The organism is Acidomonas methanolica (genome assembly GCF_004346035.1).
GTDB lineage: Bacteria > Pseudomonadota > Alphaproteobacteria > Acetobacterales > Acetobacteraceae > Acidomonas > Acidomonas methanolica.
The window spans coordinates 26,567-39,459 of record NZ_SLZN01000025.1; the positions used below are offsets into that span (position 1 = coordinate 26,567).

The following is a 12,893-nucleotide window of genomic DNA, read 5'->3' on the forward strand; positions in this document are numbered from 1 at the left end:
GCGCCGGATAGCCCCGGCGAGGCGCAGCTTTAGAGCCCTGCGGCTATTTTTTCGACCGGAGCCGGATATATTCCTCCGGGCTCAGATCAGGATCGTATATCGAACGGCTGGACACCGTCCGGGTCGAGCCACCCGTTGCGGCCACGGGAGGAGGCGCCTTTGACACCTGCGGCGCGGGAGACGCCGGGGCGTTTGGCGTGGAAGCCACACTGGGAGGTGTCAGCTTCGTGGCGAACTTCTCCAGCAACGCCAACTGCCTGCGCTCCGGAGCGGAAAATAGTTCTGACGCGGCGTCAGGGTCGTGCGCGAGAGCATAATACACTTCGCCACTATTCGGCAACTCCGATATATCGCGTATAATCTGCTGGTGTTGCCTATTACCGAAATCGAGCCCCGCATAGGCCGCAAGCGCCTGCGTAGCGGTTCCGATAGCACCTTCGCCGTGCTTTGCCGCCAGAGAATCCGCCACGCGCCGCGTCACTATACCGAACTCGGCCTGCTCTCGCTGCTCCGCCATGCGCCGCTCGGCGGCCGCGCGTTCCTCAGCGCGCACCTGCGCGACAGTGGGTTCCGGCTCTACCTCCCGCTCCCCTCGCGCTACAGCCAGCGCGCGTCGGAGGTTCTCATTCTCCTCCTTGGCGCGGGATGCCTCCTCCTCAGCCTCACGGCGATGACGCGTGAGCACGTCGATGCGCTTGAGGAGCCCTGCCGGAACTTTCGGGGCTCCCGGCGTCTTTGGCGCTTCTTCCGGTGCCGGATTTGATGTCGCGGACTCTCCGCCGTCCGGATCGGGCGCGGGAGGAGTGGCAGTCTCACTGCCAAATGCTACCCCGCCGAAGCGATCGGCAGGCGCATCGTCGGAGGGCGCGAGAGGAGGGGCGGCTTCGATAGTTTCGCTCATGAGTCGATGGCTCCAATGACGGGGTTGGGGGCGTGGATTTCGCCGCCAGGCGGGTTGTCGCTCGGGAGGCGGCGGATTTCGCCTGGCGCGCTGGGGGGAACGGGCGCGTTCGGGGTGCCCTGCTCGGCGAGGATTTGGCGGATCAGGTTTTCGAGCACAGGCTTGAGGCTCTCGGGCGCGATGGAGCCGATCGCCGCCATCTCGTCCGTTTGCTGCTGGCGCCGCTTAGTATCTTGATCCATCAGGTCCATGACCGCATCATGACGCTGCTTGCTGGCACGCAGGCCGATATCGGCCTGCTTGTCCCTTATCTGCTGCTGCAATTGCGCAATCGTCGCCTGCGCCTGCTGCAACTGCTGCTGGGCCAGCGCAAGACGTGGATCATCGGACGCAGGCTTGAGGCGGTCGGCAATTTCGTCCGCCAGCGGGAAGTCCGCCGCCTTGAACACCAGATCGCCAATCTGCCCCATGAGCGCAGGGGCGGCCTGCAATACCTGCGTCAGCGCCGCGAACGCCTCCTGCCGCTGCGTGGCATACGCAGGTCCCACGTCCGGCTCTACGTCATACCGCCCGACAGTCGGATTGACGGCGAGGATGGCCCCCTGAATCTCAAGCTGTTCCTCCTCGCTGAGCCCGGCCGGAGGCTGCGCGTCACCAGGGAGCGCGATTTTCGTGGCCGTTGGCAACCGAGGATCGAGCACGGCCTGAGACTGCTGCCCGTCCACTCCGATCACCTGCAATGCGCGCTGCGTGTCGTAGAGCGCCGGGAGAGCCCCGATCAGGAGGCGGCCGATATAGCGGAGCGCCATCCCCTGATTGTCGGTATAATGGTAATTCGCCGTGTCGCTCTGGCGTTGGCGCTGGTTGATCGCAACGCCGGAGCGTTCGTTGCCGGGAGCCCCCATCTCCGCCTGATACTGGCCCGTGACCATCTGCATCCACTGATCAGCGGACTGCATGCCCTGCAAATGTCCGGTTGATCCGGTCGGCGGCTCGACGCGCGTTGGTGGAGCGATCGGCGCGCCGTCATCGTCCACATCGTTATAGGGCAAAAATGCGGCATTGCTGACATTGGCGTTCGCCCATTCGTTTTCGAGGCTCTCGAACGCGCGAGCAGGTCCAACCCATGGCGCTTTGGTTTGGAGCGCCACGCTCTCCACAAACGCGGACGCGGTGTAGTTGAACATGCGCTGTGCATCGACCAGCGAGCGCACGAGCCCCTTTCGGTCGAGCCGCCCTTCTATCACCGTCTCGATGCCGATCCATGGAACGAGCGGGATCAGTTTGAATACCGTAGGGCCGGAGGAGATAACACGATCACCCGCGATCAGGAAAAACTCCACCTCCTGATCCGTTACAGGACGCGAGGGCGCTTTCAATGCGCGGCACAGTTCGCGCTGCTCATCCGACATCTCGCTCTCGCGCGTGGGTTGCGGCGCCATCCCCAAAGCAGTCGATCCCGGAAACAGCCACAGCCTGTCCTTTTTCTCGCTGCGGCGATAGTACCGAAAAACGCGCACGATATCCCGCTCCTGCTCGGGCCCGCGATCGTGCTGATTGTCCGCCGCGATCGAGAGCGGCGCCCCGTGAATGTCGTCATTGCCAGGATAAAGACGATCGAACTCGGCGCGGTCCATCTCCTCACAGATCATCGCCCATGTCTGGTCCGAGTGGTCGGGCTCCGTCGTATTAGGGTCCGCATAGACGGAAAGCGGGTTAGAGACGGCGTTGATGAAAAAATCCTGGTCGAACGTGTCCACTCCCGGAATGTAATCCGTGGTAATATGCACCCACCCGAGGCCTTGCCGAACCTGCCCCTGGATAGCGCAATTATAGGCATTCTGCTGAGCGTTGGACTGGCATTCGATGTGCCTTACAACCCCCTCAATCACCTCTGCGGCTTTGGCCGTGGCACCGAATCCTACCGCGTTGACCTTGATGCCCATCTGGGTCTGCCGCGCCTGGTTCTCCACCTGGAACACATGCTGGGCCGTCTTGTTGATCGTGAGGCATGGGCGCGGCGAACCGCCGAACGTGCCCACCCGAGCCTGATAAACGGCATCGTCCCATTGGCCGTGATTATATGCGTCCGCATGGAAAAAGCGCAGGTCATCCAGCGCGCGCCTGCGCCATGCCGCCTCATAATCCTGCGCGGCGGTGAACCGCTCCTTCACTTCGCGGATGATATCGGCATCTGTTTCTTTTGGAGATTCATTCATAGGCATAACCTATAACAAATGCCAGGTGCAGCGTACAGAAAAATCAACATCGCCCGTCATGCCCCCATCCATCCGCTCGCGGCGCCCACGAACTGAGGGCGCGGGACGGTCTTCTGAGGCGGCTTGGGGCGAGGATCATTGATGGCCACGGCCAGTTGCCGGAACGCATCCGCGCCGTGGGACGCGTCGTCATGCAGCGGCTTTTTGCTGAACTGGCCGGTTTGTTGATCGACATCATAGCGATAGCGGCGCAGAGAATTGAGGCCATCAGCACATTTCTGCTCGTCGAACCAGATGCGAGGGAATAGTGCGCGCGCCGCGCTGATCCCGGCGGCGACAGGAAGTTGCGGGAGCACCGTCACGGGCATGTTGCGACTTCGAAGCTGCGCCGCGATCGTCTTTCCTGCGGCCGACAATTGGCCTTGGTTGGCGTCGTGAGGGAGAAAATGGCGCTCATATTGGTAGCCTCGGCGCTCCAACACCCCGACATAATGGTCTAATCCCTCCATCCGCATCTGATAGAAATCGATCGCCCGGATATCGAAGCCGATTTTCTGCCAGAACCAGATGGAGGTCATATCGCTCCACCCCAAATCCCACGCCGTAAAAACGGGCACCCACGGATCATGCTCCACCCGGCAGATGCGCCCCTCGTCTGTGGCCTGCCGAATTTCGCCGGCGTAGATCGCCCCCTCAAGAACCTGGCGCGGGTTGCCTTGCCACACGTTCAGCCACGCGTCGTAATCAGTTGCCTTCAATTGCTCCATTTCTTCTCGCAGCACTGCAGGAAAGAAGGGATTCTGGTCCCAGTTCACTTTCCGAACGATGGCGTTTCGCGGCGCGCTGAGAACGAACCGGCGATATACCTCGTCCTCGGCTAGTTCCGGGTTGAAGCCGAGCCATATTTCAGATCCCTCCTTCCGGATGGTGGGAATCAGAACATCGAGACTTCCCTTTGTGATTGTCTGCGCCTCCTCGACCCAGCAGCGATCGACGCCCTCGATTGATTTTATCGACGCGATATTGTGACGCAGTCCGGCAAAAATGAATTCAGTGCCGTTCCGCCCAACAATCGTTGTGTTCTGCACCGTGTAGAAATCGGCCAGCGCAGCATGCCGCGCGATGTGGTCAGCCAGAAGCGAATGAACAGAGTCGGCAATCGATTTCTGAAACTCTCTCGCGCACAAAACGCGCAACGGCTTTTCCGCGCCCTGGATGAGAAGCGCCAGCGCCATTCCCCACGACTTGCCTGATCCTCGGCCCCCATACGCCACCTTGTAACGCGCGGGCTCGAACAGGAACGCGAGACTTTCCGGGAACTGGATATCATTCATGCGGGCGCACCACGGTCACGACGAGGCCAACGGGAACTCCTCCCTCCCCCGATATCTGAACCGTCTCTTTCGCCTTGCCCCACGCCCGATCCAGGAGGGCATTCGCGGCAGACACACGCGCGGCCTCGGGTGCCTTTTTATTGCCCGCTATTTCCGCCAACGCATCAATTGCGGCCATCGTGTGGGAGCGCGCGAGGCGGATAACGTCTTGTAGTTCGCGCGGCCTGCCACCCGGATTGCCGCTCTGCCCCTTAACAAAACCCTTCCCGGTAATGCCGCCCCCTTTATTCTTACGTTCAGGCAGATTGCTCTCAACCACGCGCGAACCTCCCCTTCGCATCGCGCTTCGGAAGCGGTGCGTCAGAAGCCGCTACAGGACATTTTGACGTCTGTCCGCAGTCACCTAGCTGACCCACGTCCTGAACCCGCTCAGCACCCGGAAAAACGGCCTCTCCGTCGATCTGGCTTCTGAGGCGCGCCACCTCGGCGCGAAGCCGGGCGTTCTCGGCGTTGACGGCGTCCATGGCCACCCTGAACTCGGGAGCGAGCGCCGCATCGGCCCGGAGCGCGTCACGCTCGGCGGCGGCACGCCCATACTGCCGCTCCCACCACCTGGCGCCCGTGGTGTCGCCGTAGAGCACCACGGCGCGGATTTTCCGGAGCCTGTCGATCACTGCGCGCATCACCACCCTCCCGCGATCGAGACGCCGACGCCGATGGTCAGCCAGACGGCGACCCAGGCGCAGACGAGGAGCACGAACGCGACGGTGCTGCTCTGCGGCACGGGCTCGCCCGGCTCGTCCTCGGGCTCGTCCTCCGCCCAGGACGCGGGGCCCGGCAGGAATGCGCTCTGGTCCACGCGCTCGCTCCACGGGCGAGGATCGGTGTGCGCGGGGTTCTGGCTCACGTAGGGGGTGGTCATGGGCGGATTCTTCCATAGGCAGCCGGTGGAGTACAGCGGAAACGGTGGGAATGGGTGAGACGCGGATCACCACGCATTGGAGGATTGTCCTTCTTCCTCATCCCGGAACCACGTGGATGGTCCGTCGAAAAACATCGGAATCGTGCCGGTGCGGCCGCTCCGGTTTTTCATCACGATGAGATCGGCGCGTCCCCGCACCTCTTCGAGGCGCCGCAGGGTTTCATCGGAGCGCGTTTTATAGGCGCTGTCCGACTCATTGAAATTTCGAACCGGAACACCATCCGCCATGCGAGTCTGAATTGCCGCCTCCTCGCGGAATACCCCGATGACGGCTCGCGCATCCTGCTCGATGGCGCCACTCTCGCGGATATCCGACATGGTCGGGCGCCGGTCCTCGCGATTTTCGCTCTGCCGGTTAAGCTGGGACAGCACGACGACGGGGATATCCAGTTCGCGTGCCAGGCGTGCGATGTCGGAAGATATTCCCGTCACCTCGGCCACGCGGTTGCCCGCACGCCGCGCTTCGGGCGTGCCGCGCATCAGGCCGATATAATCCAGGACGATGAATGCAATTCCTGCCTTCTCGCGCTTCATGCGCTTGGCTCGCGTGGCGATCTGCGCGACGGTCACGCCCGGCCTGTCGTCGATCACGAGCGGGATTCCTGCCGCTTCGGTAGACGCTATGGCGATCCGCTCCATGACATCGTCGCCGAGCGGACGAACGCCATCCTTGAATCTCCAATGCCCCGAAATCACGGCGCTGGACGGGAGTTTCGTTTTCGCGGCAATCACCCGCGCCATCAATTCGGAGGGAGACATCTCGCCGCTCCAGAACAGTCCGCGCCCATGGTTGAGGGCCATGCGAACGGCGAGACACATGCCGATCGACGATTTGCCCATGGCCGGCCGCCCCGCGATGACATACATGCCGCCACGATGGAATCCGTCCAGCCACGCATCCAGTGCGGCATAGCCGCTCGATATGCCGGAAAGCGTAATGCCGTTACGCCAATTCTGGTCAAGTTGCTCGCGAAGGGCGTTGACGGCGACGAGGGCGGTAACGACGGGGCGGTAGCTATCGCCGCTGTCAACGATCTGGTTGAGCGCCTCCTGAGCCTCCTCCAGGACAGTCGCCGCTTCTCGCGGGTCGTGGCGGAGATTGGTCAGAAAATCATTCGCGACGGACTTGCCTGCGCGTGCCACCCAGCAATCCCGGATGGCACGGGCATATTCGGGGGCCATGAACGGGGCAGTAAAAGCGCCGGTCATCCGTGACAGGTAGGATTCCCACGCCGGGCCGGTGACGGCATTCGACCGGGCCTCGTTGCGGACGGTGATCGGATCGACGCGGCGGCCGCCCCGAATGCGCGCCGCGATGATCCGGAAAAATTCGGCATGCACCTCGTCCGCGAAATGGTCGGCGGTCACGATTTCCGCAACGGCGTCGAACACGCCGTCGTTGACCATCAGCGTGCCGAGGAGGGCCTGTTCCGCATCGGGGTTCTCGAATGAGCGGCCAGGGGGCACGAGTTCAGCGAGCTTCAATATCGTTTCTCCCAAGCATCAGATCGGCCATCGAGGCCATCGCATTTCCGGTGGCGGCGTTCTCGTCCTGGGCCTCTTCCCGGCTGATGCGGCCGCTGCGCAGAGCTTCGACCCACCGGGCGATCATCTCGCGCCGAGCGGCGTAGAAGGGTTCGATTTCCGTGATCATGCCGCCACCTTTCCTCGAAAATCTTCCGGCTTGGGGGCTGGTCCTTCGTGGCCGTTCCGCGCCCATTCCCTGGCGGCCGCCCGGTATGCCCTCTCCTCCTCCGGCGTCAGGCTGAACGCGGATTTTTGGCCCCCCTCCATCCGTTTCCGGATTGCCGCCTCGATCCACGGGACCGGATCGACCGGCCTGTGCTCGGCTGCGGCGAGGATGACGGCGTTCAGCATGGCGCAGTCGTCGCGGCAACCCTTGAGCCAGCGCCCGATGAGGCTGCGGGACTGGCCCTCGGATTTGCCGGTGAGGCGACGAACGGCCTGGACGCCGAGGGACCAGACGAGGCTGCGGGTGTCGGGAGGGGGTTGGGGCCGGGGGGCTTGGGGCGGTGGATTGTCGAAGAGGGCGATCTGGCTGTCGCGGCCATCGGCCCCGACGACGGCGTGAGCCGTGTCGTCTGAACGAAGTGAAGACGTTGGTGGTTCTTGGTGGTTCTTGGTGGTTCTGTGGTTAGGCACGTGGTGCCGGTCGTTAGGCACGTGGTGCCGGTCGTTAGGCACGTGGTGCCGGTTTGAGGTAGGCATGTGGTGCCGGTTTTCCGGCATGTGGTGCCGGTTGTCCTTTCTGGCTGATTCCTTCCGCGAGAGGCTTTCGACCATCTCGGCGGTCACTTCCTCAAGGTCGAGAGAGAGCTGGATTTTCGACCTTTGTCCTTTCCCGCCGTCCATTTTAATGATGTCCGCGCGTCTCAACGCATGCACTGCATAGCGCACGGCGCGCTCGGAAAGGCCCGTCATCTCAACTATGAGGCCCTGAGAGGGCCAGCACACCCCGTCGTCGTTGGCATGCTCTGCCATCACGAGGAGCACGAATTTTGTGTTGGTGGGGAGCTTCAGAGAGAAGGCCCATTTGATCGCACGCACGCTCACAGCACACTTCCTTCAGCGCGGGCGCGGATCACATCGAACCCCTCCTGCACGCATATTTTTTCGACGAGATCGAGAGAGGGAAATTGCGTCGCGGTTGTGCCGTCAGCGACGGCGCGGCGACGAAAATCAGCTATTTGCCGGGCCAGATCGTCGGCCAGCCAATCCCTGGCTCGCCCTTTGGCGGCGATTGTTTTCGCGCACGCCAGGACGGTAAGAAAATTCTCCGCGAATACGGAGCCCGAAAGGCAGCGGATAGCCTCGATCGTCATGCCATCACCTCCGCCACGACAATTTCAGTGACCATGATCTCTGTCCTTGCCTCGGCGCGCTTGCACCGGACGGAGCGGACGTCGAGGTCGATATGGCGGGGGCTGTCATCCACGATGACGCCGATGCCGTATTTGTTGCGAACGCTGCCGTCCGCCCGGAGTGAGGGGGTTGTGAGGCAGTCAAGGAGGTCCTTCACGCCGCCGAACAATCCGTCGGTGTCCGGCGAGCCGCAGGAGTAGCGCACGACCTCGATACGCGCCCGCTCGAACGGTTGCGCGGGCCGCTCGCTGCCGAGGATGGACGCGATCAGCGCGGCAGTCCTGCGCTTCTCAGCCGCGCGCCTGCGGTAGTGCTTGCGCTGCTGGACGTTGAGCAGCGGGAACGGCTCGGGGAGGGTGAAGCGCAAGATTCTCATGGCGCGCCCATGCGTATCGGAGGCCACGACAACCGCGACAGGCTTTTTAGCGTGTCTGCTCGGGACCAGAGTTTTGGAACCTCCATTTCGGGGGGAGGCATTGTGGCGGATATTATTGCGGCGAACATTTCGGGGGCGCTATCTATCGCCAGCCTGAGACGTGGCCTCACAATCAATCCGCGCTTGATCCCTTCCATCAGTTCACGCAGGAGAGCAGGAGACGCACCATCGGTAGCCTCGGCGAGACAATCCAGATCATCGTCAGGTAGCGTGAAGGGGCTGAGATAGCGCTTCAGGATCGCGAACCGCTCATCGGCGCCGGGGAGAGCAATCCCGATTTGCATATTGAATCGACGCCAAAGGGCGGCATCAATGTTGTCGGGCATGTTCGTGGCGGCGATGAAATAGCCCGCGTTGAACTCCTCGACCTTTCGCAGCAGAACAGTCAGCGCCGAGTTTTTCTCATCGTCGCACTGGCCGCCCGTTCGGGCGCCCCGGCTTGCACCGATCGCCTCGACCTCATCCATGAACAGGACCACTTGCGTGTCGGCAACAGCGAGCCCATCGAACAGCTTGGCTATGTTCTTTCCGCTTTCCCCCAAAAAAGCACCGATCAGATGCTCAGACCCGACTACCACCATCGGGAGGCCCAGCCGAGCGGCAAAATGGTGGGCCATCGTGGTCTTGCCGCACCCTGGAGGTCCATACAGCAGCGCATTCGCACGGGGCTTGATGCCAACCACCCGCAGTTCATCGGCGGCACGGATTTCCGCCATCCACTGGGCGAGTACCTGCCGAACATGCAGCCCGAGGATCGGCTCCTCTGCATCACCCGGCGCACGGATATCCATATGGACGCCAAGGATCGACCGGAGCCTCTCGCATGCATCTTCTGGTAATTTCTTGCTTAATCGCGTGGGTTCGATATCGACAGGACGCCTCATCCCCCAGCGTCCTCCGCCTTCTCTTTCTTCGGCGGTGAACGGCGCCACGCAGGCGGAATATCCATCCCGTCGCTGCCGGATTCCGCGCAGAAGCCTTCGTCCCATGCCGCGCGGGCCGGATCGCTGGCACCGAACGGATTATCCGTTACTCGCCGTCCGGCATGGAAAGCGTCGGCACCCATACGCCGCGCTTCGTCGGGAAGCGTGCGTTGCGGCTGCGCCGGCTCGGATGCATCCGCTTCATCGAACATATCGGGAGTATCGGGATCGCGCTCGTCGTCCTCGTGATCGCGACCCTCCATCCGCTTGCGGGCCGCGTCTCCCAAGGGCGTGCCGTCCAGCATCCCGAGCGCGGCACGATACATCTCACAGAGCGCATTCCATTCCTGCCGGGCGGCATCGGTCATGTCGCGCTCCTTGATCATCTGCGCGATGACCTTCGGATCGAACCCTGCTGATTTCGCTTCGGCCTTGACGCTCTTGATCTGGTCCTGGATTTCCTTCTTCTCGTCGTTAAGGCGTTCGATCCGCTGAACGAACGAGAGCAGGCGCATATTGGAGTTCGGAATGTTCACCGCAGAATCTCCCGCTTTGCCTCGGCCAGGGCCGCGCGCATTTTTTCGATCAGGACCGGCAGCTCGCCGCGCCACCACGACACGCGCAGGACGAGGAGCCTCACGGACGGAGGAGGTCCGGCGTCATGTCCGATGCCGCAAAATCCTCCTGTCAATCTGAACCAGGGCATGTCTTCCTTTCGCGAGCGGCTTTCCGCTCGGCAACGAGGGCGTTCACCTCGTCAGCAATCGAGTTGCAGGAGGCCATCAGTTCGATGAGCGCCTCGGCATCGGGCGTGCATGTTCCTGAAAGCCAGTTACGAGCCGCCCTGGGCGTCTTTCCGGACGCGCGGGCAAGCATTTCCTGCGCAAAGCGGAGCGGCTTGAATTCGCGCGCAATCGCTGTAAGCAGTGAATCCCTCACAGGGCGAACGGTGGCCGTCAAAGCCTCGTCTCCCCGCTGAATTGACCTAAATAGGCCTGTTTTTGACCAATCATTCCGCATTCAATCACTCCAATCTGGTTCTGCGACGAACCGAGAGGAGCAACCGAGATGGAGGAGCCGATCAGAGAGCCGAAACCGGCGAGGAAACAGGAGATCGACATGAGCCCCATCCTCGCCGAGACGCTGGTGCGCCTGGCGCAGGCGTGGCGGATCACGCACCCCACGGTCATGCCGGAGACGCGCGAGTATCTCGCGTCCCTCGTGCTGATCGAGATGGGGTGCAAGGAGGTCATGGAGTGATCAGCGCCAGCGTTCAGCGAAATGCGACACGCGCACGCCCGGATAGGGCGGCACGGGCTCATCGCCCCAGATCGAGCCCCATGTCATAGGAGCACCGTCCATGAGGACGCCTCCCTCGCGCCATGAGCGATGGGGCGTGGAGAGCGTCACGCCGAGCGCCTGCTCGAAAAGCGGCGCGAACGACTCGGGGATGCGGGCGAGCTTGCGCCACTTCATGAGCTCGCGCACGGAACGCCGGGCGGATTTAAGCACCTGGCGCAACGCCGGCGGATCCGCCAGCAGCCGGTCGATCGCCTGCACGTCGGAGATATACGGAATCCGGACCGGCTCGGGGGGAGCGTCAGGCTGCACGGGGGCACTCGCCGTCCGCGCCCTGATCTTGGCCCACCTGCTTGCCACGCTCTCTTTCGAGCGCGCCATTTCGGTAGCGGCCGCATGGAGGGTCTTGCCGCTCTCGACGAGAGCGAGGAGCCGCGCATCCGCCTGCGCGTCCCAGAGGGCGTATGAGCGCGTCATCGCACGTCCTCCGTTCCGAGACGCCGGAGCGCGGCCTCGAACTCGCGGGTCTGGAGTCGATCGGCGACAATCATCCCGATGCCGCAGATAAGGGCCTGAACGCCGAGCCCCATGAAGAAGCCGAGGGTGAAGGGGCTCATCACGCCTCCTCCTTCGCGGTGGAGGCCACATCTAAAGTGGGAAAATCATGACCTGGTGGCCAATTGTGCTGAAACCAGTCGAGAGCGCGTTCATAATTCCTCAGTGTCAGGTTTCCCCCCGAACGCACCCGCGACAGTGTGCGGCTGTTTTTAAATATGATTCCGGAGACGGTAGGGACCGCCACTCCGCGCGCTGCGCAGTAGGCATCCGTCAGGCTCAAGAGTGTTTCAGAAAGGCTCATACGCCAAGAATACGGTATTTATACCGCACAGTGCAAGCGAAAATCCGGCCCTCTTACCGCGTGCGATGCCAAGCCTGATGCGGCACTTTCACCGCATGGACATCCCTGAATTTCTTCGCCGTTATGAGGAAAGCCTTAAGCGCGCCGATTTCAGTAACCGCAAGGCGACCGAGCTAGCGGGCGTGAAGGAAGACAGCACCCGCAATCCACGCCGCAAGGGCACCTCCCCAGACATTCTATCGGTCATCAAGCTCGCAAAGGTGCTTGATGTGTCTCCATTTTATTTTCTCGAACCTCTCGGGATTACGCCTGAACTCCTGGAGCATCGCCCGGCGCGCGGCGAACCGGGTGAGTTCGTCCAGCATCCCGAGGAACTCGGCTGGCTTCGTCTCTACCGAAGCATAGACAAGGCGAAGCGCCCCATGGTTGCTGCTATGGTCAGGGGAGCTATCGACTCCGATGCCGCCTGACTCCCCTCCATCGATTCGCTTGCTTCTTCCCATTCACGGGAGCGTGGCACATGTTCCTGTTTTGTTCCAGAACGAATCGGGGAGGGACGGCGTTTTAACGGGTGGCGTGGGGAAGTGGGTCTGGAAGTGGGGGGGAATAGTGGAGAGAAATAATTACTCGGCGGCAAATGCCGAAAAGAACCTAGAAAAGAAATTAGAAAACTTTCAAAGATGGGTTAGAAAGAAAGGAATAAATAGAAATTGTGTAGAATGCGGCAGCGCATCATTCAGTTTAATGGGTAGAGATGGCAGTAATACCGTTCTTCCTCTCGATACAATTTTTGAGTTTTACAACACGTACGCCTTTGAGTGTAAGAATTGTGGTTATATAAAGCAATTTTCATCTGCAATTGTAGAAAGGGGGCTGACGGAAGATGATGGCTGATCCTCCGCCTTCTTCAGCAACCGATTCCCCGCCGCAACCTCGAGCGGGAATCTCCCAAACGCCTCTTGCTAGAGCATTTTCCTTTCAATCTGGCTCATACCCTGCTGCGGTGAAGAAATTCACGCACTCTGCTGGCGAGACCTGATCGATCAGGATGCCGATC

General features: G+C 61.7%; 20 protein-coding genes. 3 read left to right on the plus strand and 17 right to left on the minus strand.

The window, feature by feature from the left end; translation table 11 throughout:
* Nucleotides 1–43: 43 nt before the first annotated feature.
* The 15 genes from EDC31_RS13965 to EDC31_RS17780 all read right to left on the minus strand — a co-directional run bounded on the left by EDC31_RS13965 (nucleotide 44) and on the right by EDC31_RS17780 (nucleotide 10,799).
* Nucleotides 44–901: a hypothetical protein gene (locus tag EDC31_RS13965; RefSeq protein WP_132127116.1), complete on the minus strand. Its 858-nt coding sequence runs from the start codon at nucleotides 899–901 to the stop codon at nucleotides 44–46.
* Entirely contained in the window at nucleotides 898–3,120 is a 2,223-nt protein-coding gene (locus EDC31_RS13970; RefSeq protein ID WP_158310338.1) for a portal protein, read from the minus strand. Before EDC31_RS13970 ends, EDC31_RS13965 begins: the two co-directional genes overlap by 4 nt.
* Before the next feature lie 56 nt (nucleotides 3,121–3,176).
* On the minus strand, nucleotides 3,177–4,454 hold the full coding sequence (locus EDC31_RS13975; protein WP_042059981.1) for a PBSX family phage terminase large subunit: 1,278 nt from the start codon (nucleotides 4,452–4,454) through the stop codon (nucleotides 3,177–3,179).
* A complete protein-coding gene (locus tag EDC31_RS13980; RefSeq protein WP_204366674.1) occupies nucleotides 4,447–4,773 on the minus strand; it encodes a DUF5681 domain-containing protein in 327 nt (108 codons plus the stop codon). Before EDC31_RS13980 ends, EDC31_RS13975 begins: the two co-directional genes overlap by 8 nt.
* Entirely contained in the window at nucleotides 4,766–5,137 is a 372-nt protein-coding gene (locus tag EDC31_RS13985; RefSeq protein ID WP_042059979.1) for a hypothetical protein, read from the minus strand. Before EDC31_RS13985 ends, EDC31_RS13980 begins: the two co-directional genes overlap by 8 nt.
* The gene (locus EDC31_RS13990; protein WP_042059977.1) at nucleotides 5,137–5,376 is read right to left on the minus strand and encodes a hypothetical protein; all 240 of its coding nucleotides are present in this window, start codon (nucleotides 5,374–5,376) and stop codon (nucleotides 5,137–5,139) included. Before EDC31_RS13990 ends, EDC31_RS13985 begins: the two co-directional genes overlap by 1 nt.
* A gap of 66 nt (nucleotides 5,377–5,442) precedes the next feature.
* On the minus strand, nucleotides 5,443–6,921 hold the full coding sequence (locus EDC31_RS13995; RefSeq protein WP_042059976.1) for a replicative DNA helicase: 1,479 nt from the start codon (nucleotides 6,919–6,921) through the stop codon (nucleotides 5,443–5,445).
* Nucleotides 6,908–7,090, minus strand: coding sequence for a hypothetical protein (locus tag EDC31_RS14000; protein ID WP_042059974.1), 183 nt, complete (start codon nucleotides 7,088–7,090; stop codon nucleotides 6,908–6,910). The genes EDC31_RS13995 and EDC31_RS14000 overlap by 14 nt, the downstream gene beginning before the upstream one ends.
* Nucleotides 7,087–8,010 (minus strand): helix-turn-helix domain-containing protein, encoded by a 924-nt coding sequence (locus EDC31_RS14005; protein WP_042059972.1) that lies wholly within the window; start codon nucleotides 8,008–8,010, stop codon nucleotides 7,087–7,089. The genes EDC31_RS14000 and EDC31_RS14005 overlap by 4 nt, the downstream gene beginning before the upstream one ends.
* Nucleotides 8,007–8,279 carry a hypothetical protein gene (locus tag EDC31_RS14010; protein ID WP_042059970.1) on the minus strand — a complete coding sequence of 91 codons (273 nt, stop codon included), beginning with the start codon at nucleotides 8,277–8,279 and terminating at the stop codon, nucleotides 8,007–8,009. The genes EDC31_RS14005 and EDC31_RS14010 overlap by 4 nt, the downstream gene beginning before the upstream one ends.
* A complete protein-coding gene (locus EDC31_RS14015; protein WP_042059968.1) occupies nucleotides 8,276–8,695 on the minus strand; it encodes a RusA family crossover junction endodeoxyribonuclease in 420 nt (139 codons plus the stop codon). Before EDC31_RS14015 ends, EDC31_RS14010 begins: the two co-directional genes overlap by 4 nt.
* Nucleotides 8,692–9,687: an ATP-binding protein gene (locus tag EDC31_RS14020; protein WP_158310337.1), complete on the minus strand. Its 996-nt coding sequence runs from the start codon at nucleotides 9,685–9,687 to the stop codon at nucleotides 8,692–8,694. Before EDC31_RS14020 ends, EDC31_RS14015 begins: the two co-directional genes overlap by 4 nt.
* Nucleotides 9,636–10,292 (minus strand): DUF2312 domain-containing protein, encoded by a 657-nt coding sequence (locus EDC31_RS14025; protein WP_239641697.1) that lies wholly within the window; start codon nucleotides 10,290–10,292, stop codon nucleotides 9,636–9,638. The genes EDC31_RS14020 and EDC31_RS14025 overlap by 52 nt, the downstream gene beginning before the upstream one ends.
* A 73-nt stretch (nucleotides 10,293–10,365) precedes the next feature.
* The gene (locus tag EDC31_RS14030; protein WP_132127117.1) at nucleotides 10,366–10,638 is read right to left on the minus strand and encodes a hypothetical protein; all 273 of its coding nucleotides are present in this window, start codon (nucleotides 10,636–10,638) and stop codon (nucleotides 10,366–10,368) included.
* Nucleotides 10,635–10,799 (minus strand): hypothetical protein, encoded by a 165-nt coding sequence (locus EDC31_RS17780; RefSeq protein ID WP_158310336.1) that lies wholly within the window; start codon nucleotides 10,797–10,799, stop codon nucleotides 10,635–10,637. The genes EDC31_RS14030 and EDC31_RS17780 overlap by 4 nt, the downstream gene beginning before the upstream one ends.
* On the opposite strand from EDC31_RS17780, the gene EDC31_RS17785 reads away from it, so the two are divergent.
* Nucleotides 10,798–10,938: a hypothetical protein gene (locus tag EDC31_RS17785; RefSeq protein WP_158310335.1), complete on the plus strand. Its 141-nt coding sequence runs from the start codon at nucleotides 10,798–10,800 to the stop codon at nucleotides 10,936–10,938. The genes EDC31_RS17780 and EDC31_RS17785 overlap by 2 nt on opposite strands.
* Here EDC31_RS17785 and EDC31_RS14035 read toward each other — a convergent pair whose 3' ends face one another.
* Both EDC31_RS14035 and EDC31_RS17790 read right to left on the minus strand, forming a co-directional pair.
* The gene (locus EDC31_RS14035; RefSeq protein WP_042059962.1) at nucleotides 10,939–11,454 is read right to left on the minus strand and encodes a hypothetical protein; all 516 of its coding nucleotides are present in this window, start codon (nucleotides 11,452–11,454) and stop codon (nucleotides 10,939–10,941) included.
* On the minus strand, nucleotides 11,451–11,594 hold the full coding sequence (locus EDC31_RS17790; protein WP_158310334.1) for a hypothetical protein: 144 nt from the start codon (nucleotides 11,592–11,594) through the stop codon (nucleotides 11,451–11,453). The genes EDC31_RS14035 and EDC31_RS17790 overlap by 4 nt, the downstream gene beginning before the upstream one ends.
* A gap of 337 nt (nucleotides 11,595–11,931) precedes the next feature.
* On the opposite strand from EDC31_RS17790, the gene EDC31_RS14040 reads away from it, so the two are divergent.
* Nucleotides 11,932–12,306: a hypothetical protein gene (locus EDC31_RS14040; protein ID WP_132127118.1), complete on the plus strand. Its 375-nt coding sequence runs from the start codon at nucleotides 11,932–11,934 to the stop codon at nucleotides 12,304–12,306.
* The gene (locus tag EDC31_RS14045) at nucleotides 12,296–12,730 is read left to right on the plus strand and encodes a hypothetical protein (RefSeq protein WP_132127119.1); all 435 of its coding nucleotides are present in this window, start codon (nucleotides 12,296–12,298) and stop codon (nucleotides 12,728–12,730) included. Before EDC31_RS14040 ends, EDC31_RS14045 begins: the two co-directional genes overlap by 11 nt.
* The last annotated feature ends 163 nt before the right edge of the window (nucleotides 12,731–12,893 follow it).

Bases quoted from the DNA above. Each gene is read 5' to 3' on its own strand.
- EDC31_RS13990 (WP_042059977.1), bottom strand. From the start codon at position 5,376: ATGACCACCCCCTACGTGAGCCAGAACCCCGCGCACACCGATCCTCGC.
- EDC31_RS14010 (WP_042059970.1), bottom strand. From the start codon at position 8,279: ATGACGATCGAGGCTATCCGCTGCCTTTCGGGCTCCGTATTCGCGGAG.
- EDC31_RS14045 (WP_132127119.1), top strand. From the start codon at position 12,296: ATGCCGCCTGACTCCCCTCCATCGATTCGCTTGCTTCTTCCCATTCAC.
- EDC31_RS17785 (WP_158310335.1), top strand. From the start codon at position 10,798: ATGAGCCCCATCCTCGCCGAGACGCTGGTGCGCCTGGCGCAGGCGTGG.
- EDC31_RS14000 (WP_042059974.1), bottom strand. From the start codon at position 7,090: ATGATCACGGAAATCGAACCCTTCTACGCCGCTCGGCGCGAGATGATC.
- EDC31_RS17790 (WP_158310334.1), bottom strand. From the start codon at position 11,594: ATGAGCCCCTTCACCCTCGGCTTCTTCATGGGGCTCGGCGTTCAGGCC.
- EDC31_RS13965 (WP_132127116.1), bottom strand. From the start codon at position 901: ATGAGCGAAACTATCGAAGCCGCCCCTCCTCTCGCGCCCTCCGACGAT.
- EDC31_RS14035 (WP_042059962.1), bottom strand. From the start codon at position 11,454: ATGACGCGCTCATACGCCCTCTGGGACGCGCAGGCGGATGCGCGGCTC.
- EDC31_RS13970 (WP_158310338.1), bottom strand. From the start codon at position 3,120: ATGAATGAATCTCCAAAAGAAACAGATGCCGATATCATCCGCGAAGTG.
- EDC31_RS13975 (WP_042059981.1), bottom strand. From the start codon at position 4,454: ATGAATGATATCCAGTTCCCGGAAAGTCTCGCGTTCCTGTTCGAGCCC.
- EDC31_RS17780 (WP_158310336.1), bottom strand. From the start codon at position 10,799: ATGTCGATCTCCTGTTTCCTCGCCGGTTTCGGCTCTCTGATCGGCTCC.
- EDC31_RS14015 (WP_042059968.1), bottom strand. From the start codon at position 8,695: ATGAGAATCTTGCGCTTCACCCTCCCCGAGCCGTTCCCGCTGCTCAAC.
- EDC31_RS14040 (WP_132127118.1), top strand. From the start codon at position 11,932: ATGGACATCCCTGAATTTCTTCGCCGTTATGAGGAAAGCCTTAAGCGC.
- EDC31_RS13985 (WP_042059979.1), bottom strand. From the start codon at position 5,137: ATGCGCGCAGTGATCGACAGGCTCCGGAAAATCCGCGCCGTGGTGCTC.